The organism is Nitrobacter sp. TKz-YC01 (assembly GCF_047824785.1).
Taxonomy (GTDB): domain Bacteria; phylum Pseudomonadota; class Alphaproteobacteria; order Rhizobiales; family Xanthobacteraceae; genus Nitrobacter.
Genome location: NZ_CP181167.1, coordinates 3,731,554 through 3,749,723 on the forward strand (window position 1 = coordinate 3,731,554; position 18,170 = coordinate 3,749,723).

Here is an 18,170-nt window from a genome sequence, read left to right on the forward strand (position 1 = left end):
GTCGCGCCAGCGCAAAGTGGAAGCCTGTTCGCGTGAAGAATACGCGTCGCAACAACGATCCAGTCAGCAGCCAAGTTTTATCGCGAGAACAGATCCGAGAAGAATCCCGGCAATCCGAAGTCAGGCGGCGGACGTGACGGCGCCTGCGATCGTCCCGCCTGCGCCGGCGAAAAGGCGCGGGATCCCGGCGGGCCGCTCGACTGCGCCTGCGAGCCGGATGAAACGGGTCGCGGCTTGTTCGGCTTCGCCGCGGAAGCTGCACCAGCGCCTTCCGGCGCCGCCGCGACCGGCGGATCGCCCTTGGCCGGCTCAAGGCCGACCGCGCGCCGCGGCCAGGCGAAGTCGTCGGCACGCCCGGCGGGCGCGGATAACGGTTCACCCCTCACCAGCGTTCGCGCCGCCAGCGCGTCGATGGCCGCGGGATGGCTGCCGGGACCGCCGAGCAACCGATCCGTCCCGAACGAGGAAGCCACCAAAGGCACGATCGGTCCAGCCAGCGGACGTGGTGCCGGCTGCCCCGGTTGAACGTCGGTATCCGGCGTGCCGGGCTCGACGGGGATCGCGACCGGCCCCGACCGCGCCGCCATCACGCGCGTCACCTCGCGCTCGACGTAATGGGCGAGCTTGCGCGCGCCAGCCTTGGTGAAGAACACGCCGTCATATGAACGCAGACGGCGGATCTGGCCTTCGAAATCCGGTCCCTGCTGGATATAACGGCCAGCCTCGTCGACGAACCCATCCCAGATATCGACGTAAGTAATTCCCGCCTTGTCCGCGGCGCCCCGATAAAGTGAGTTGAGGAACAGCATATCGGCGGTTGATTTTGTACCGCGCACGGCAGGCAGGGCAACCCAGAACACCGGAACGCCCTTTGACTTGAGCACGGTGATCATGTCGTCGATCTTCCTGCTGTAGAGTTCGACCCAGCGATCGCTGCGGAACTCGGCAACCCCGCCCGGCGAACGCGCGCTTTTCGTCCTGGCGGCGGCGGGCTGATCGGTGATCTCGTCCGGAGATTGTTCGGGATCAGCCGGCTTGCCGTCCGAGTCGGCAGCGGCTTCATCCGCCTTGCCGGTTTTGCTTGCCTTTTTCGTGTCCGCATCGGCCTTCTTGTCGTCCGTCTTGCCGCTCCTGTCCTTCTCCGGCGCTTCCCGAATCGACATGCGGTCTTGCAGGCCGAGCATGACCACGATGGCATCCGGATTTTCGGTGGCGAGAATGGCTTTCGCAGCGGCCACCCAATCCGCCGGATCACCCTTCGGCTGATAGCGGATGAGGCCGGAGACGGTCCTGTGTTTGCGGATCACGCCCATGTCGGACGTCTCGCTCAGAGCATCCTCCATGCCATAGGCAAGCCAGTCGGCCATGGCGTCGCCGAGCACCAGCACATTGCGCTCAGACACGGTATCCCGCTTTTCAGGCGGCGGCGCGTGGGAGTAATTTTCGGCCGGCCGCTGTTGCTGCTGCTGTTGTGGCTGTCTCTGCGGCGACTGTTGAAAAGGCGCGAAGAAAGGATTGTCCGAGCCGAACCAGCCTCCGCCTCCGCCTCCGCCTCCGCCGCCCCCACCTCCGCCGCGACGCGCGGGGGCCGGACGGTCAAAACCGAAATCGAAAAGCTGCGCCGATGCAGGCGCCGCGACCAGCGTGGCGATAACGATCGCCAGCGCAATCCATGGTTCGCGTCGGGTCAGGCGGCGAAGCAGCGATCTAGGTCCGGACATACGCTCAATCGCAAGGGAAAGTCTCGCAATCTTATAATAGCGAAATCGGGCCGCAAGCGGGCGATTTTCCCGCCACAAGCGAACCTTCGACCTGCGGCTTCAAAAGTACGCGGCACGCCATTCTCTTCAACGTTGCTTTGATGCCCCCAAACCTCGATGGAGGCCGACCCTACCGACGCCGCAGACGTTCCAGCACGTCGGACGATGCGAAACCATCGGCAGGCGTCCCGACGGAAGCCTGGAAACCACGCAGCGCCTCCCGCGTCCGGCTGCCGATCTGACCATCGGGAGTTCCGCGATAGAAACCCTGCCGCGCCAGGAGTTGCTGCAACTCGAGCCGCTCGGCGCGCGACAGCACCCGCTCCTGCCGCGGCCACGGCTGCACGAAAGGTCCCCCGCCGCGCAACCGATCGGCAAAGTGGCCGATCGCCAGCGCATAGGCTTCCGCCGGGTTGTACTTCATGAAGACCCGGAAGTTCTGCAACATCAGGAATCCCGGCCCCCCGGCGCCGGCGGGCGCGAGCAGATAGGCGCGGTCGGCAGGATACGGAAAGCCCTTGTTGCCGGCGCGCCGGATGCCGAGTTGCTCCCATTGCGCGAGCGTCATCGCCCTGGCGCGGTCCGCCAGCATGTAGTTGAAGTTATCGGGCACGACCACCTCGTAACCCCAGGTCCTGCCGGCCTGCCAGCCGTCTTTCTTGAGGTTGTTGGCGGTGGATGCGATCAGGTCGGCCGGATTGTCGACCACGTCACGACGGCCATCGCCGTCACCGTCAACCGCGTAACGCTTGAAGGCCGTCGGCATGAACTGCGTCGGGCCGAACGCGCCCGCCCATGAGCCGCGCATCTGCTCCGGCCGCAGATCCCCCCGATTGAGAATCTCAAGCGCGGCCAGAAACTCGTCCCGGAAATACTTCTGGCGGCGACCGACGCATGCCAGCGTCGCCGTCGATTGCAGCACGCTGCGGTCACCCATCTGCGTCGAATAGTTTGATTCGATGCCCCAGATCGCCGCGATCGCGTAACGATCGACGCCATAGGCCTTCTCGGCGGCGTCGAACTGCGGCTTGTAGGTGGCGAGAATTTCGCGGCCGCGCGCAAGACGCGCATCCTTGACCAGAATATCGAGATAATCCCAGATCGCCTTGGTGAACTCCGGCTGCGAATCCATCAGGTCCATGATGCGGAGATCTGGCGACAGCCCCGCCGTGAAGCGCTCGAAGTTCTCGCGGGTGATGTGCCGCCGCGCCGCATCGGGCCACATGGCCGCGACGCAGTTCGGAAAATTCGCCGCCGCCTGACGAATCGCGGCGGAGGTCATCAGCGGATGACCGGACGCGCCATCCTCGCCGCTCCAGGCCGTCGCGGCCGAACTCGCCGGCCGTTTCGGCGGAGAGGGCGTCTGCTCCGATCCGCCGCGCGGCGCGAGCGAAGCATTTTGCCCGTCATTCGAGACCGAGCCGGTGAAGAGGTTGTCCAGAAAACCCTGAATGCCGTTGCCGTTCGATGCCTGCGCGCGCGCCTCGCCCGGCGGCGCAAGCACCGCAAGCGCCACGATGGCCGCCATTCCTGTTCCGCGTATCCATTCCTGCATCACTGCCGCAACCATTTCCTGACCGTGCATGTCCTGACCGTGCATGTCGAGTATTGCGATCTCAGGAGGCCCTGTCACGGTTTCCATCGGCTTAACGGCGGGTCTTTATTCCCGCCTGAGGACAATCAGCCGCGGATCTCCGCATGACCGATCCATCATACTGACGGAACTTCGGCATCCGCAGGGCAAGAGCCCGACCGGGAACAAACGACCGGCATACATTCACCGTATCCGGCCCTTACGATTGCTTCACCAGAGCCATCCCACCGCGACCACATATCCGCCTTTGTTCCCGGCTGCAAAACCGGCTAACACCATCCTAGAACATGATCCGATCAAGTTGAATCGGATCATGTTCTAGGAATTATTGTCTGACCGCATTTTCTTGCGGCGAACCGGTATCCACTTCGCCGGAAAATGCTCTAACTGATCCGTTTCATCCCGCCCGCACAACAACCCACAGAATCGATATGAAAATCCGCAAAGCCGTCTTTCCGGTCGCGGGCCTCGGCACCCGCGTTCTCCCCGCCACCAAGGCGATGCCGAAGGAGATGCTCACGATCGTCGACCGCCCACTGATCCAGTACGTGTTCGACGAGGCCAGGGAAGCGGGCATCGAGCACTTCGTTTTCGTGACCGGCCGCAACAAGAATGCAATCGAGGATCACTTCGACCGCCAGTTCGAACTGGACGAAACACTGAAGACGCGCGGCAAGCAGACAGAGATAAACCTGCTGACGCAATTCCAGCCCGAGGCCGGCGCGGTGAGTTTTACCCGGCAACAGGCGCCGCTCGGGCTTGGCCACGCGGTATGGTGCGCGCGCGACATCGTGGGCCACGAGCCTTTCGCGGTGGTATTGCCGGACGAACTGGTGCTGAACACGCCGGGCTGCCTCAAGCAGATGATGCAGGCGGCTGCGAATCTGGGGCCGAAGTCCAACATTGTCGCGGTGGAAGCGGTGCCCGACGACATGACCCACAACTACGGCATCTGCGGTGTGGGCAAGCGCAGCGGCAGCACCTTCGAGATCGACGGCATGGTGGAGAAGCCGCCGAAGGGTACCGCGCCCTCTAATCTTTCAATTACCGGACGCTACATCCTTCAGCCCGAGATCTTCGAGATTCTCGCAAACCAGGAACGCGGCGCCGGCGGCGAAATCCAGCTCACCGACGCCATGATCGGCCTGTCGAAATCACAAGCCTTCCACGGCCTCGAATTCGCCGGCGAGCGCCACGATTGCGGCTCGCGCGCGGGCTTCCTGCGCGCCAATATCGCGTTCGGGATGGCGCGTCCCGATCTACGCGAAGGCTTGCGCGCAGAGATGAAGAAGTATCTCGGGATGTGACGCGGTGCCGAACTTTGATGCGTTGCGGGACTATCTGAAACAACAGACGCAGACCGAATTCGTGCTGAGCTTCGCGCAGATCGAACAGATCATCGACGACGATCTGCCGCGCGCAGCGCAGCGCGCGTCGTGGTGGGATACGGCGCGCGCGCCCGAACAACGAATGCCGCAACGCGAAGCCTGCATAGCGGCGGGTTATGTCGCGACGCGCCTTGTCGATGGCGTCCGATTCCGTCGCGCGGACGCAAAACGGCCGCGCTTCAGATAGCTGGAATCCGATGGGGGCTCCGACGCACGCCCGAATAGCCCTATATTTGACACGATGATCTTCGGAAAATCCGTCATCTGCAGAAAGTTGCAGCATCCCCCACCATGTCGATAATCCGACGCTGGCTGGCGGCGGTGAGGCTGAGGGTTTGGGCCGCGAACTGCACAGAGGAAGATCAAATGCGAGACAGCAAGGAAATCGCAGCCAAAATCACCAAGAGCGACAGCGAATGGCGCAAGGAACTGACGCCGATGCAATATGCGGTCCTGCGCGAAAAAGCGACCGAGCAGCCGTTCTCCGGCGAATACGAGCACGAGCGCCGCGCCGGCACCTATGTCTGCGCCGGCTGCGGGCAGGCGCTGTTCGAGTCCGGCGCCAAATTCGATTCGGGATGCGGCTGGCCGAGTTTCACCGTGCCCGCGGTCGAAAGCCACATCGATGAGGAGCAGGACACCAGCCACGGCATGATCCGCACCGAGGTGCTATGCTCAAGGTGCAACGGCCACCTCGGCCATGTCTTCAATGACGGTCCCGAGCCCACGGGTCTGCGTTACTGCATCAATTCGGCCGCCCTTAAGCTCGAGCCCAAATAACAACGGCGGCCGCTGCTTTCGTCCTTTTCGCGCTATCGAGCATTTTCCGGCTATGTGGAATCCGGTTCGCGTGAAGAAATGCTCTCAACCAAAAACCAACGCGCATTCTGATCGCAAAACCGGTATCCACTTTGCGGAATCACGCTCCTAGCGGTTTCAACCCTGCGCGCCGTCAGCTTTCCCAGAAACGCCTCCCGTCCACCAATTCATCCACCAATTTACGGTGATTTTAATTCAGTATTTTATTCAACAGCGGACATGATCAGAATTCAGTTTGGCGACCTCCTCTCCGCCATGTCTCATTGATATATCAATACCATATCCGGTTTTTGTCCGATCTTCCCGACCTCCTTCCATACCCCTGATCGGGGGGTGGCACGCGCATTCATTCATGGCAAAACGTGCCCCTCTGCTTCGGCCAAGCGGGTTGGGGGCAACCAACCGGGTCGCCGCCGCGGAAGAGCTTGTCGTGCGTTCGCAAGAAATTTTCACAGGAGAAGATCGAATGAGACAGCAGACCGGTAGCGAACCGTCCAGCCAGAATCTGGCGTTCGTGATGCTGAACGCCCGTCCGGTGGACATGGACGTGGCGAACGCTGAGTCGGAAGGATACTATGATCCGATGAGCCAGACCTGGATCGCTCCGCTCCACGCCCAGATCAGCAGCACCTACAGCACCCACCGGACGGCCGGCGGCGCGACCTCCAGCGACACCACCCATCGGCGGGACGACTGAGCCATCCAGCCACCGCGCGCGCTCGGCCGGCGCGGTGGCCTCCCCGGCATCGCTGCGACCGCCATGAGCGAAACCAGACCAATCCTCATCGTCACGGCGAAGCTCGACACTCACGCGGATGCCGTCATCAGCGAGTTGAAGGCGCGCGGGCAGCCGTTCTTCCGCCTGAACACCGACGATTTCCACACCGAGTACAGGACCATGCTGCGGTCCGGCGACCGCAGCGTGATTTTCGAGGACATCTGGGGCCGCTCGGTTCGCTTTCCGCACGATGTCCACGCGATCTGGCACCGCAAGCCGGTCGAATCGAACAATCCGCCGGGCGTGGAGCAGCGCGGCACCGCGGACATGATCCAGAGCGAGACGCTGGAGCTTCTCAACTCGCTGAGTTGCTTCCACGACCGGCCCTGGTACAACAACCCTGAGAGCAATCGGGTTTCGCAGCGCAAGTTCCCCCAGCTCTGCCTGGCGAGCGAGCTTGGCTTGCGGGTGCCGCGCACCCTGATCACCAACGATCCCGGAGAGGCCCGGCGCTTTGCGGCTCAGACCCAGGGCGGCGTCCTGTGCAAGGCGATGAAGGAGGCGGGCTACTCGACCCCGAACGGATCCTATTTCATCTTCTCGCGCCGTGTCGGCAAGGATGAGTTCGATGCGCACGCCGACCGCATAGCGCTGTGCCCCACGCTGCTCCAGGAATACATCGAGAAAGCCTACGAGCTACGCGTCACCGTCGTCGGCGATGTGGTGTTCGCCTGTCGGCTGGATTCCCAGGCCGACGAAGCGGCCAGGATCGACTGGCGGATGGTGACGCCGGACCGCATAGCCCACAGCATGGTGACGCTGGACAACAAGGTCGAGGCTGCACTCAAGGCGATGATGCGGCGCTTCGGCCTGCGCTTTGGCGCCTTCGACCTGATCGTGACGCCCGAGGGCGAGACCGTGTTCCTCGAACTCAATCCCAACGGCCAGTGGTACTGGATCGAGCTGACCACCGGCGCGCCGATGGCGGCCGCCATGGCCGACCTCCTGCAGTCCTGATCGCATGAACGCCTGGGACGCCCTGGTCGAAGGCCGCCTGGGAAGCGGGTTCAAGGCGTTCCGGGAACTGTGCCGCGAAGCCTACCGGGCCGAGGCCGGCGGGTTCGTGCCCGCGATCGCCGCCTCGCTCGCGCTCGGCCTGCTCGCGGTGCTGCCGCCGGTCCTCATTGCGCACCTGATCGACCGCGCGGAGACGGGGGCCGGCACGATGGGCCTGCTCGCGCTCGGCGTGCTCGCAGCCTTCGCGGCGCTCGCGCTGCTCGACGCGGGCCTGACCTGGCTGCGCCACCGCTTCACCATCGCAGCCCAGGTCCGGCTGCGCGCGCGCATCGCCCCGAAACTGCTGGCCACCGGCCTGCGGCTACCGCTGCGCGGGCTTCAGGACAACAGCCGCGCCACCATGATGCGCTCATTCGACGACCTCGATGAGACACTCGGCTTCATCGCCGGCACCATGCCAGAGTTCGTCACGGGCGCGATCTTGGCGACGAGCTATGCCGTGCTGATGTTGGTGGTCAACCCGCTGCTCGCCGTGGTGTCGCTCGGCGCAACGGGGCTCGCTTTTGTAACTGCGGTCGTGCTGGCGCGGCGCAGCCGCACCGCCTTCGCGACCTGGATCCTCGACCGCGATCGCGCCTTCACCGTGATCGTCGAAGCCTTCGCCTCGCTCCTGACGATCAAGTCGATGAACGCGCATCGCGCGGTCGCGGACCGCTTCGCGGACAAGCTGGAGGCGGAGAACACAAGCCTCGCGGCGATGCGCCAGCGCACCGCCGACGCGGAGGCCATGGGCCGCGGGTGGCTGACCTTCGCTCCCGGGATCGTGGTGGTCGTGGGCGTCTGGATGGTGAGCCGGGGCGAACTGAGCACCGGCGAGCTGGTGCTGTTTCTCACGGTCTCGGCGTCGCTGTCCGGTCCGATCGGCAACATGTGCTCGCACTGGGAGGCGGCGCAGCGCACCATGGCCGCGATCACACGCATCTCCGAGTTGCGCGCCGCGGAGCTTGAGGACCTCGACGCGGACACAGGGCGGAACTGGAGCCTTGACGCCGGGCTCTCGCTCGCGGGCGTCGGCCATCGCTATGCGGCGAACGCCGCTCCCGTGCTGCATGCCGTCGATCTCGCGCTCGATCCGGGATCGCACATCGCCGTCACCGGCCGGTCCGGCGACGGCAAGACCACGCTCGCGCACATCCTCGCAAGGTTCATGCAGCCGAGCGAGGGCGCGGTGCTCGCCGGCGCGGCCGATGCCGCAGGCATCGGCCTGACCCCGTACCGCCGGCGCGTTCTCATGCTGCCGCACGAGACCGAGATCTTCAGCGCCAGCATCGCCGACAACGTCACCCTGTGGGACGGCTCCTTCGCTCTCCCGGAGGTCATGGAAGCGCTGCGGATCGCCCGCCTCGGGGAGGTGGTGGACGGACTGCCCCGCCGGCACGACACGCTGCTGTCCGCCGACGGCGAGCCGCTCTCCGCGGGCCAGCGCCAGCGCCTGGGGATTGCGCGCGCCATGATCCGGCGTCCAGACGTGCTGATCCTCGACGAGGCCACCTCCTCGCTCGATCCGCAGACCGAGACCGATGTGATCGCAAACGTCCGCGCGGCGATGCAGGGCCGCACGCTGATCGTCATCACCCACCGCGAGGAACTGGCGGCGCGCTTCGGCCGGCGACTCGTGGTCAAAGACGGCGGCGCGGCCTATTTGCCCGGCTTCGAGCCCGGCTGACTGGTCAGGCCGAGCCGCGTGGCGTGCCACGACGCCTCCGCGCGCGAGGAGATGTCGAGCTTGCGGTAGATCGACTTGATGTAGCGTGCGACCGTGCTCTCGGCGAGATCGAGGGCTTTGGCGGCCTCGACGTTGCGCATGCCGCGGCCGATCAGCGCCAGCACTTCCTTTTCCCGCGCGGTCAGATCGGCGTCGGGCACGGCGGGGCCGGTCAGACGGAAATGCTCCATGATACGGCGGGCGATCGACGGCGACAGCGCCGGGATGCCCTGCGTGAGCTGGGTCAATTGCCGGACGATGACCTCGGGCCGCTGCTCCTTCAGGAGATAGCCGTGCGCGCCCGCCGACAGCGCCGCGACGATATGGGCATCGTCGCCCATGACGGTGGTAACCACGCACAGCGTATCCGCCCGCTCGGCCCGCAGGCGGCGCAGCACGTCGAGGCCGGAGCCGTCAGGCAGACCGAGGTCGATCAGCGCGAGGTCAAAGCCGCCTTCCGTCGCCGCGGCGAGCCCCGCGCGCATGCTGGAGGCCTCGGTGATGCCGGAGCCGGGAAAGGCGCCGCGCACGATCTCGGCCAGCCAGCTGCGGGTTTCGGCGACGTCTTCCACGATCAGAACGCGGTTCATGGCGAAGCCTTTGCGCTAGAGAGGGGGAATTGCACCGCGATCCGGGTGCCGGCCGCGCCCGGCACAATCTCGAACGTGCCGCCGAGCCCGGCCATGCGGGTGCGCATGTTGGTCAGGCCGTTGCCGACGCTCGCGCCGCAGGGATCGAAGCCGCAGCCGTCGTCCTCGATCGCCATGGCGATGGCGCCCGCGCGGTGCGCGATGTGGATGCGCAGAACGGAGGCGCGGGCGTGCTTGATGACGTTGCCCGAGGCCTCGCGGATCACCGAGCGCAGCGCATGCACGGCCTGCGGCGGCAGGACCGGCGCGCCCTGCGTCTGCGTGCTCCAGTCGAGGTCGATGCCGGCGGAGGACAGGTGCTCGGCAATCTCCACCCGAAGGTCAGCGAGCGTCTCGTCGAACGACAGGCCGGGGCGGGAGGCGTTATTGATGATGTCGCGCAGGTCGGACAGGGTTTCGCGGATCATCGCGTCCTTGCGGTCAGGGGCGCGGCTGTGGAGCGCGCCGAGAAGCTGCACGCCGATGTTGTCGTGGATGTCGAGGGCGATGCGCTCGCGCTCCTGCGCCGCGCCCTTCTCGTAGGACTCCCGGCTTTCCACCGCATGGCGCAGCATGGCGTGCAGTTCCGCGGCAAGGCTCGCATCCCGCGCCGAAAACAGCCTGCGGCCACGGCCGGCGTGTTCGAGCCGGAGCGCGGGCAGCGTGCCGATGCCGGGAACGAGAAGCGCCAGACCGTCCTCGCGCAGGGTGGCGGTTGCGGCGCCGGGCGACGGATCGATCCGCAGCGGATCGAACACGTCCCGCACAAGCTGACGCCACAGTCCGGTTTGATCGACGCCGGGCGGTGCGAGCGCGACGTCGACCACCTGCCGGAACATGTTCTCGCGGATGACAGGCCTGCGGCCGAGCAGCCAGCTCGCCAGCTCGCCAGCGCGCTGCGCAAAGGCAGGTAGAGGAAGGCGACGGTCAGAAGCGCGAGGCTGAAGGCAGGCAAGCGCTCGACCGCCACCCCATAGATCAGCGCCGCGTCGAGCACGAGCAGCAACACCGCGCCACCGAGATAGAACAGGATGCTGAACGCCCAGTCGTCCAGTTCGAACAGGCGATAGCGCGCCACGCCGAGCGCGAGACCGGCATGGATGATGAGGAACAGCGGAAAGGCGTAGCCTTGCGACATGACCGGCGTCACCCCGATCATGTGCGGCGCGATGATGGTGATCACGAAGGCGCCCGCGCCGATCGTCACCGCAAGGGAGAACCAGCCCAGCGCCGCGCGCGCGGACGGATCGCCACGCGTGCGCCGGTACTGCAGCCCCGCACAGGCGAGGATCGTCAGCATCGCCAGGGTCACGGGCAGGTGAAGTCCGATCGGGGGACCCGACGATAGCTCCAGCACGCCGACGACAAACCATGCGCCGAGCACGAGCGCCGGCACGGCCAGCCAGCGGGGCCGCACCAGCCGGCGCGGATAGGAGAGGAACAGCCCGATCATCGCCGCGCCGAAGAGGAGCGCGCCCGCGTAATTGATGCCGGAGAGAACGCGGAAGAGCCCGCCGTCGAGCGCCAGTTCGCGCGTGCTGTAGACCGCGGCGGGCATGGCGGAGATCATCAGCCCCGCGCCGGCGAGCGCGAACAGCCGCGGGCCGGTCCCCCCAGGCTTGAGGCTCCAGACCCAGACGCTGATCAGAAAACCGAAAAGTCCGGTGAGGGCCTGGACCCAGAACACGAGCGGAAGGTCGCCGACCGGGCGCTGCTGCCGGAGCCGGACGTTCGTGACCTTAGAATCTTTATGGTTTGACGCGTTTTCTTGACGCGGACCGGATTCCACTTCGCTCGAAAACGCTATAGGTTCGGCATCCTCCCACCGGGTCTCGATGCCGATCGTCTCCCGCGCCATGATGGCGGCAAGCCGGCTCTGGCGCGCCAGGAAATCCCGCACCTGCGCGTAGGTGGCGAGGCCGTCGGGGTCTTCGATCAGGTCGCCGGGATCCAGCCTGATCCGCTCCCCGCCGGAACCGATCAGCGCCACCAGGGCGGCAGCGGCCGGGACAGCCGCGGCCGGGCTGCCGGCATCGACGGAATCGATCCACACCAAATCTCGATCTGGATGATTGGAAAGGTTGAGGCCGAGCCACGGCTGCCGGACGGCCAGCACCACGGCCACGGCGACCAAGACAAGCCCGATCATCGTTGCCATCGTCAGAATGCCGATCGGCGTCAGCCTGATGCGCAAGAGTCCGCTCCCGCAATCCCGTCCCCATCCCGACCATACGGCAGCGATCCCGTCCGCTCATCCCTGAACGGGCGCTTACGGCTTTAGAGTCTTTCCGTTTCCGGTAGAATCATAAGCGGGCTCTATGATTTTAATCTGGAGCGTTTAATTCACGCGAACCGGATTCCACTTTGCTCGAAAACGCTACAGGGGCCGAGCATGTCCTCAAGCTTGACCCGAGGCTGGATGCAGGTTCGCGTGAAGAGCGCGTCCCAGAAGCAAGCTCAAGCTTCGCTTCTGATTCAATCAGACGCGAAAATACGCCACGCAATGTTCCTGGATCGAGTCGATCCAGAAAGCATGAGCGGGACCAGTTCCGGTATTTTCAGTGGTGGATGCAAGCGGCGGCTTAGAGCAGCGGCCGGTCAAATGGAATCAGCGCCGCCGCTCCAGTTAATTGATTGAGCATCGGATTTATCCCGAAACCGGTTCCCACTTTCGGGTCCGATGCTCTAATGCATAGCCGTCGTATTGAGCTGGCTCTGAATGCTCTTGAAGTGGTCCAGCCGCTCGATCGCCTTGTCGAGCTCGGAGCCTTCCTTGTCCGTCAGCCTGGATTCCATGCCCGCGATCGTATCAGCGAACTGCGCGCGATCCAGTTCCTCGATCGAGGTCGCCACGTCGGCAAGCACGGTCAGACCCTTTTCCGACGCCTCGGCCAGACCGCCGAGCACGACGATCTTCTGTTGCGTGCCGCCGGCGGTGACGGTCAGCATTCCGGGACGGATCGCCGCGACGACGGGCGCGTGGCCGGCCAAAACACCGAAATCGCCCTCGACGCCGGGGATGTCGACCTGATCGACTTCGCCTGAAAAAACCAGTTTCTCCGGCGAAACGAGATCGAAATGGAAAGTCGCCATGGTGTCCAGTCTCTCTGCTGTCACCCGCGAGGTTGACCCGCGGGTCCATCCGCCATCGAATATCTATCGATGGATTGCCGGGTGAAGCCCGGCACCGACGACAATGATCAAGCCGCTTCGGCAGCGAGCTTCTTGCCCTTTTCGACCGCTTCCTCGATGGTGCCGACCATGTAGAACGCCGCTTCCGGCAGATGATCGTACTTGCCCTGGCAAAGGTCGCGGAAGCCCTTGATGGTGTCGGCGAGATCGACGAACTTGCCCGGCGAGCCGGTGAACACCTCGGCGACGTGGAACGGCTGCGACAGGAAGCGCTCGACCTTGCGAGCGCGAGCGACGGTGAGCTTGTCCTCTTCCGACAACTCGTCCATGCCGAGAATGGCGATGATGTCCTGCAGCGATTTGTAGCGTTGCAGAACCTGCTGCACGAGGCGAGCGGTCTGGTAGTGCTCCTCGCCGACGATCAGCGGCGACAGCATGCGCGAGGTCGAATCGAGCGGGTCCACCGCCGGATAGATGCCTTTTTCCGAGATGGCGCGGTTGAGCACCGTCGTTGCGTCGAGATGCGCGAACGAGGTCGCCGGCGCCGGGTCGGTCAGATCGTCCGCCGGAACGTAAATCGCCTGCACCGAGGTGATCGAGCCCTTGTTGGTGGTGGTGATCCGCTCCTGCAGCGCGCCCATGTCGGTGGCGAGCGTCGGCTGATAGCCGACGGCGCTGGGGATACGGCCGAGCAGCGCCGACACTTCCGAGCCCGCCTGCGTGAAGCGGAAGATGTTGTCGACGAAGAACAGCACGTCCTGGCCCTGATCGCGGAAGTGTTCCGCGACCGTGAGGCCGGACAGCGCCACGCGCGCGCGCGCGCCGGGCGGCTCGTTCATCTGGCCGTAGACGAGCGCGCATTTGGAGCCTTCGCCGCCGCCCTTCTTGTTGACGCCGGATTCGATGAATTCGTGATAGAGGTCGTTGCCTTCGCGGGTGCGCTCGCCGACGCCGGCGAACACCGAATAACCACCATGCGCCTTGGCGACGTTGTTGATCAGTTCCTGGATCAGCACCGTCTTGCCGACGCCCGCGCCGCCGAACAGGCCGATCTTGCCGCCCTTGGCGTAAGGCGCCAGCAGGTCCACCACCTTGATGCCGGTGACGAGAATTTCCGCTTCGGTCGACTGGTCGGTATAGGACGGCGCCTCCGCGTGAATCGGGCGCAGATCGTCGGCCTTGACCGGGCCCTGCTCGTCCACGGGCTCGCCGATCACGTTCATGATGCGGCCGAGCGTGCCGGCACCGACAGGCACCCGGATCGGCGCACCGGTGTCGGTCACGTCCTGGCCGCGCACCAGGCCTTCGGTGGTATCCATGGCGATGGTCCGGACGGTCGATTCGCCAAGATGCTGCGCCACTTCCAGAACCAGCCGGTTCTCGCCGTTCTTGGTCTCGATGGCGTTGAGAATAGCCGGCAGGTGGCCTTCGAACTGCACGTCGACGACGGCGCCGATGACCTGGGTAATACGACCGATCTGGTTGGCTGCTGTAGCCATGGAAAGTCTCCTATAACGACGAGGCGTGTCAGAGGACGCTGAGCGTCACCGGCACGTTGTTGCGCGTGGCCCGGGAATACGGGCAGATCGTGTGAGCGTCTTCGAGCAGCGCCTTGACCTTTTCCTTGTCGGCGCCCGGAATGCGCAGCGTAAGTTCGGCCTTCAGCGCGAAGCTGATCTCGTCCTTGTCGATCGAGACGTGGCAGCCAATCTCGGCCGCCTGACCGTCAAGACCATGCTTCCTGGCGAGCGCCAGCACCGCCTGGCCGAAGCAGGACGACCAGCCCAGCGCGAAAAGCTGCTCGGGATTATGTCCTTCGCCCGAGCCGCCCATTTCCTTCGGCAGGGCCATGGCCAGACCGAGGCCGCCGTCATCGAGGATCGCGCGGCCGTTGCGGCCGCCCTTCGTCGTCGCCTTGGTGACATAAGCCATAGCTGCGTCTCCTTCGACTAGACCGCTTCGGCGCCGGAGATGATCTCGATCAGTTCCTTCGTAATCATCGCCTGTCGGGTGCGGTTGTAGATCAGGGTCTGCTTGCGGATCATTTCGCCGGCGTTGCGGGTGGCGTTGTCCATCGCGGTCATCTGCGCGCCGTAGAACGAGGCGTTGTTCTCCAGAAGCGCGCGAAAAATCTGCACGGCGAGATTGCGCGGAAGCAATCCGTTGAGGATTTCATCTTCCTCCGGTTCGTACTCATAGGATGGCGCGGGGCCATCGCTCGCAGCGGAGCCTTCGACCGCCAGCGGAATGACCTGCTGGGCGGTGGGGATCTGCGCAATAACGGACTGGAAGCGTGAATAGAACAGGGTACAGACATCGAATTCGCCGGCATCGAACCGGGCCAGCACTTTCCTTGCAATGTCCTCGGCATTGACGAAGCCGAGCTGACGCACCGAGCGCAGTTCGACGGTCTCGACGATCTGCTTCTCGAAGATGCGACGGAGCTGCTCGTAGCCTTTTCGCCCGACGCAGAAGAACTTGACCTCCTTGCCCTGGTTCATCAGAGCGAAGGCTCTGTCACGGGCCAGGCGGACGATGGCCGAATTGAACGCGCCGGACAGGCCGCGCTCGCCGGTGCAGACCAGCAGCAGATGAACCTGATCCTTGCCGGTGCCGACCAGAAGCGGCGACGCATTTGGCGAGCCGGCCGCGGCGCTGGCGATGTTTGAAATCACCGTGTCCATCTTCTCGGCGTAAGGCCGCGCTGCTTCGGCGGCGTTCTGCGCGCGACGGAGCTTGGAGGCGGCCACCATCTGCATGGCCTTGGTGATCTTCTGCGTCGCCTTGGTCGAGGCGATGCGGACACGCATGTCCTTGAGTGAAGCCATTCTCTGTCTCGCCCTGCCGGTCCGGTCATGGACCCGGTCGCAAATTCCCTGTTTCGTCACGCCCGGCCTTGTGCCGGGCGTTCGCGTCATCTTTCGCTGCCGCGCCTCAAGGTGCGGCAGGCCCGGCCCTGACGAAACTTACGCGAACGTCTTGGCGTAACCTTCGACGATGCTCTTGAGCTTGCCCGCCGTCTCATCGCTGAGATCGCGAGCGTCGCGGATGGTGTTGAGGACATCGGCATGCTTGCCGCGCAACAGCGACAACAGCCCGTCCTCGAACGCGCGCACCTTGCCGAGCGGCAGCGGATCAAGATAGCCGTTGGTGCCGGCCCAGATCACCACCACCTGCTCTTCCATCTTCAGCGGCGAGAACTGCGGCTGCTTGAGAAGCTCGGTCAGGCGCGAGCCGCGGTTGAGCAGGCGCTGGGTCGAGGCGTCGAGGTCGGAGCCGAACTGCGCGAAGGCCGCCATTTCGCGGTACTGCGCGAGCTCGCCCTTGATCTTGCCGGCGACCTTCTTCATCGCCTTGGTCTGCGCCGAGGAGCCGACGCGCGACACCGAAAGGCCGACGTTCACCGCGGGGCGGATACCCTGGAAGAACAGGTCGGTTTCCAGGAAGATCTGGCCGTCGGTGATCGAAATCACGTTGGTCGGAATATAGGCCGACACGTCGTTGGCCTGGGTCTCGATCACCGGCAGCGCGGTCAGCGAGCCGTTGCCCTGGCTGTCATTCAGCTTGGCGGCGCGCTCCAGAAGACGGGAATGCAGGTAGAACACGTCGCCAGGATAGGCCTCGCGCCCCGGCGGGCGGCGCAGCAGCAGCGACATCTGGCGATAGGCGACGGCCTGCTTGGAAAGGTCGTCATAAATAATGACGGCGTGCATGGCGTTGTCGCGGAAATATTCGCCCATGGTGCAGCCGGTGAACGGCGCAAGGTACTGCATCGGAGCCGGATCGGACGCGGTCGCTGCGACCACGATCGAATATTCCAGCGCGCCCTGCTCCTCGAGCACCTTGACGAACTGCGCGACGGTGGAGCGCTTCTGGCCGACCGCGACGTAGACGCAATAGAGCTTCTGGCTCTCCGGAGCGCCGGCGACATTGAGCGGCTTCTGATTGAGAATGGTGTCCAGCGCGATCGCGGTCTTGCCGGTCTGACGGTCGCCGATGATCAATTCGCGCTGCCCGCGACCGATCGGGATCAGGGCGTCGATGGCCTTGAGGCCGGTCGCCATCGGCTCGTGCACCGACTTGCGCGGAATGATGCCGGGGGCCTTGACGTCAACGCGCTTGCGCTCGGCGCCCTGGATCGGACCCTTGCCGTCGATCGGATTGCCCAGCGCATCGACCACGCGGCCGAGCAGGCCCTTGCCGACCGGCGCGTCGACGATGGCGCGGGTGCGCTTGACGGTCTGGCCTTCCTTGATCTCGCGGTCGGCGCCGAAAATCACGATACCGACATTGTCGGTTTCGAGGTTCAGCGCCATGCCGCGCGTGCCGTTTTCGAACTCGACCATCTCGCCGGCCTGGATGTTGTCGAGGCCATAGACGCGGGCGATACCGTCGCCGACGGACAGCACCTGTCCGACTTCCGAAACTTCGGCTTCCTTGCCGAAATTCTTGATCTGATCCTTCAGGATCGCCGAAATTTCCGCGGCGCGGATGTCCATCAGCCTGCCTCTTTCATCGCGTGCTTGATCGAATTGAGTTTGGTCCGGAGCGAGGTGTCCACCATGCGGCTGCCGAGCTTGACGACAAGCCCGCCGATGATGGACGGATCGACCTTCACGTTGAGCGTAATGTCCTTGCCCGTCACTGATTTCAGCGCGGCCTTCAGCGCATCCAGATTCTTGTCATTAAGCTTCTCCGCGACGGTAACCTCCGCCGTGGCCTCGCCCTTGAATTTCGCGACCAGCGCGCGAAACGCCCGGATTACATCCGCCACCGCGAACAGTCGGCGGTTGGCGGCCAGGACTTTCAGGAAATTCGCGGTCGTGCCGCCGATCCCGGCCTTGCTCAGCACGGCGGCGAGCGCCTTGCTTTGCGTATCGGCGCTGAAAACCGGACTGCGCACAAGGCGCACCAGTTCAGGGCTCTCCGCCAGCATGGCATCGAACTTGTCGAGGTCGGCCTTGACGGCGTCGATCGACTTGTCTTCACGCGCCAGTTCGAACAGGGCCGTCGCATAACGACCGGACACACCGGAAACCGAGGGATCTACAGCAGCCACCACCGCGCTCTTCAAGCTGTCAAACTCGCAAGGGAAAAGCCGTCGCCGAATAAGCGGCGCCAAAGCGGCCCAAGCCCTTGGAATTCAAGAGGGACTTCGATTTCCGGCCGGCACGAACGTACCGGCGACGCTAAAATCGCGGCTTTGCTAACATAGCGCGCGCGCAGGTGCAACATGACCGCAGCCTAGGGCGATGCCTTGTCGCATGGCGCCCGGAATTTCAACCGAGCCCGGAAATTAAAGAGAATCGCGGGAGGCGCCCAACGCGCCTGCGCACAGTCATTCGCTC

Annotated in this window: 17 protein-coding genes; 6 read left to right on the forward strand and 11 right to left on the reverse strand. The window is 64.5% G+C overall.

Features of this window, described 5'->3' with window-relative positions; all coding sequences use genetic code 11:
• Positions 1 to 77: 77 nt before the first annotated feature.
• Positions 78 to 1,721 carry a DUF459 domain-containing protein gene (locus ACMYR2_RS17810; RefSeq protein ID WP_416193421.1) on the reverse strand — a complete coding sequence of 548 codons (1,644 nt, stop codon included), beginning with the start codon at positions 1,719 to 1,721 and terminating at the stop codon, positions 78 to 80.
• Between the two features lie 169 nt (positions 1,722 to 1,890).
• The gene (locus ACMYR2_RS17815) at positions 1,891 to 3,330 is read right to left on the reverse strand and encodes a lytic murein transglycosylase (protein ID WP_416194131.1); all 1,440 of its coding nucleotides are present in this window, start codon (positions 3,328 to 3,330) and stop codon (positions 1,891 to 1,893) included.
• Between the two features lie 455 nt (positions 3,331 to 3,785).
• On the opposite strand from ACMYR2_RS17815, the gene ACMYR2_RS17820 reads away from it, so the two are divergent.
• The 6 genes from ACMYR2_RS17820 (at position 3,786) to ACMYR2_RS17845 (ending at position 9,022) form a co-directional block, all read left to right on the forward strand.
• Positions 3,786 to 4,661, forward strand: coding sequence for a UTP--glucose-1-phosphate uridylyltransferase (locus ACMYR2_RS17820; RefSeq protein ID WP_347264680.1), 876 nt, complete (start codon positions 3,786 to 3,788; stop codon positions 4,659 to 4,661).
• A gap of 4 nt (positions 4,662 to 4,665) precedes the next feature.
• Positions 4,666 to 4,929, forward strand: a complete 264-nt coding sequence (locus ACMYR2_RS17825; RefSeq protein ID WP_347264681.1) for a hypothetical protein — start codon at positions 4,666 to 4,668, stop codon at positions 4,927 to 4,929.
• Positions 4,930 to 5,108: 179 nt separating this feature from the next.
• On the forward strand, positions 5,109 to 5,522 hold the full coding sequence (gene msrB, locus ACMYR2_RS17830) for a peptide-methionine (R)-S-oxide reductase MsrB (RefSeq protein WP_347264682.1): 414 nt from the start codon (positions 5,109 to 5,111) through the stop codon (positions 5,520 to 5,522).
• Between the two features lie 505 nt (positions 5,523 to 6,027).
• Positions 6,028 to 6,258: a hypothetical protein gene (locus ACMYR2_RS17835; protein ID WP_347264683.1), complete on the forward strand. Its 231-nt coding sequence runs from the start codon at positions 6,028 to 6,030 to the stop codon at positions 6,256 to 6,258.
• Between the two features lie 63 nt (positions 6,259 to 6,321).
• On the forward strand, positions 6,322 to 7,296 hold the full coding sequence (locus tag ACMYR2_RS17840) for an MvdC/MvdD family ATP grasp protein (protein WP_347264684.1): 975 nt from the start codon (positions 6,322 to 6,324) through the stop codon (positions 7,294 to 7,296).
• A gap of 4 nt (positions 7,297 to 7,300) precedes the next feature.
• Positions 7,301 to 9,022 carry an ATP-binding cassette domain-containing protein gene (locus ACMYR2_RS17845; RefSeq protein ID WP_347264685.1) on the forward strand — a complete coding sequence of 574 codons (1,722 nt, stop codon included), beginning with the start codon at positions 7,301 to 7,303 and terminating at the stop codon, positions 9,020 to 9,022.
• Here ACMYR2_RS17845 and ACMYR2_RS17850 read toward each other — a convergent pair.
• The 9 genes from ACMYR2_RS17850 to ACMYR2_RS17890 form a co-directional block, all read right to left on the reverse strand.
• Positions 8,995 to 9,651 (reverse strand): response regulator transcription factor, encoded by a 657-nt coding sequence (locus ACMYR2_RS17850; RefSeq protein WP_347264686.1) that lies wholly within the window; start codon positions 9,649 to 9,651, stop codon positions 8,995 to 8,997. The genes ACMYR2_RS17845 and ACMYR2_RS17850 overlap by 28 nt on opposite strands.
• Positions 9,648 to 10,118, reverse strand: a complete 471-nt coding sequence (locus ACMYR2_RS17855; RefSeq protein WP_347264693.1) for a sensor histidine kinase — start codon at positions 10,116 to 10,118, stop codon at positions 9,648 to 9,650. Before ACMYR2_RS17855 ends, ACMYR2_RS17850 begins: the two co-directional genes overlap by 4 nt.
• Complete coding sequence (locus ACMYR2_RS17860) at positions 10,115 to 11,884, reverse strand: hypothetical protein (protein WP_347264687.1); 1,770 nt, start codon at positions 11,882 to 11,884, stop codon at positions 10,115 to 10,117. Before ACMYR2_RS17860 ends, ACMYR2_RS17855 begins: the two co-directional genes overlap by 4 nt.
• 491 nt (positions 11,885 to 12,375) lie before the next feature.
• Positions 12,376 to 12,783: a F0F1 ATP synthase subunit epsilon gene (locus ACMYR2_RS17865; RefSeq protein ID WP_347264689.1), complete on the reverse strand. Its 408-nt coding sequence runs from the start codon at positions 12,781 to 12,783 to the stop codon at positions 12,376 to 12,378.
• 107 nt (positions 12,784 to 12,890) lie between these two features.
• On the reverse strand, positions 12,891 to 14,321 hold the full coding sequence (gene atpD / locus ACMYR2_RS17870) for a F0F1 ATP synthase subunit beta (protein WP_347264690.1): 1,431 nt from the start codon (positions 14,319 to 14,321) through the stop codon (positions 12,891 to 12,893).
• Positions 14,322 to 14,349: 28 nt separating this feature from the next.
• Positions 14,350 to 14,754: an organic hydroperoxide resistance protein gene (locus ACMYR2_RS17875; protein ID WP_347264691.1), complete on the reverse strand. Its 405-nt coding sequence runs from the start codon at positions 14,752 to 14,754 to the stop codon at positions 14,350 to 14,352.
• Between the two features lie 17 nt (positions 14,755 to 14,771).
• Positions 14,772 to 15,650: a F0F1 ATP synthase subunit gamma gene (locus ACMYR2_RS17880; protein ID WP_416193422.1), complete on the reverse strand. Its 879-nt coding sequence runs from the start codon at positions 15,648 to 15,650 to the stop codon at positions 14,772 to 14,774.
• A 138-nt stretch (positions 15,651 to 15,788) separates the two neighbouring features.
• Positions 15,789 to 17,321 carry a F0F1 ATP synthase subunit alpha gene (gene atpA, locus ACMYR2_RS17885; protein WP_416193423.1) on the reverse strand — a complete coding sequence of 511 codons (1,533 nt, stop codon included), beginning with the start codon at positions 17,319 to 17,321 and terminating at the stop codon, positions 15,789 to 15,791.
• The gene (locus tag ACMYR2_RS17890; protein WP_011313760.1) at positions 17,321 to 17,881 is read right to left on the reverse strand and encodes a F0F1 ATP synthase subunit delta; all 561 of its coding nucleotides are present in this window, start codon (positions 17,879 to 17,881) and stop codon (positions 17,321 to 17,323) included. Before ACMYR2_RS17890 ends, atpA begins: the two co-directional genes overlap by 1 nt.
• Between the last annotated feature and the right edge of the window lie 289 nt (positions 17,882 to 18,170).

Bases quoted from the DNA above. Each gene is read 5' to 3' on its own strand.
- ACMYR2_RS17810 (WP_416193421.1), bottom strand. From the start codon at position 1,721: ATGTCCGGACCTAGATCGCTGCTTCGCCGCCTGACCCGACGCGAACCA.
- ACMYR2_RS17815 (WP_416194131.1), bottom strand. From the start codon at position 3,330: ATGGTTGCGGCAGTGATGCAGGAATGGATACGCGGAACAGGAATGGCG.
- ACMYR2_RS17820 (WP_347264680.1), top strand. From the start codon at position 3,786: ATGAAAATCCGCAAAGCCGTCTTTCCGGTCGCGGGCCTCGGCACCCGC.
- msrB (WP_347264682.1), top strand. From the start codon at position 5,109: ATGCGAGACAGCAAGGAAATCGCAGCCAAAATCACCAAGAGCGACAGC.
- ACMYR2_RS17835 (WP_347264683.1), top strand. From the start codon at position 6,028: ATGAGACAGCAGACCGGTAGCGAACCGTCCAGCCAGAATCTGGCGTTC.
- ACMYR2_RS17840 (WP_347264684.1), top strand. From the start codon at position 6,322: ATGAGCGAAACCAGACCAATCCTCATCGTCACGGCGAAGCTCGACACT.
- ACMYR2_RS17845 (WP_347264685.1), top strand. From the start codon at position 7,301: ATGAACGCCTGGGACGCCCTGGTCGAAGGCCGCCTGGGAAGCGGGTTC.
- ACMYR2_RS17850 (WP_347264686.1), bottom strand. From the start codon at position 9,651: ATGAACCGCGTTCTGATCGTGGAAGACGTCGCCGAAACCCGCAGCTGG.
- ACMYR2_RS17855 (WP_347264693.1), bottom strand. From the start codon at position 10,118: ATGATCCGCGAAACCCTGTCCGACCTGCGCGACATCATCAATAACGCC.
- ACMYR2_RS17865 (WP_347264689.1), bottom strand. From the start codon at position 12,783: ATGGCGACTTTCCATTTCGATCTCGTTTCGCCGGAGAAACTGGTTTTT.
- atpD (WP_347264690.1), bottom strand. From the start codon at position 14,321: ATGGCTACAGCAGCCAACCAGATCGGTCGTATTACCCAGGTCATCGGC.
- ACMYR2_RS17875 (WP_347264691.1), bottom strand. From the start codon at position 14,754: ATGGCTTATGTCACCAAGGCGACGACGAAGGGCGGCCGCAACGGCCGC.
- ACMYR2_RS17880 (WP_416193422.1), bottom strand. From the start codon at position 15,650: ATGGCTTCACTCAAGGACATGCGTGTCCGCATCGCCTCGACCAAGGCG.
- atpA (WP_416193423.1), bottom strand. From the start codon at position 17,321: ATGGACATCCGCGCCGCGGAAATTTCGGCGATCCTGAAGGATCAGATC.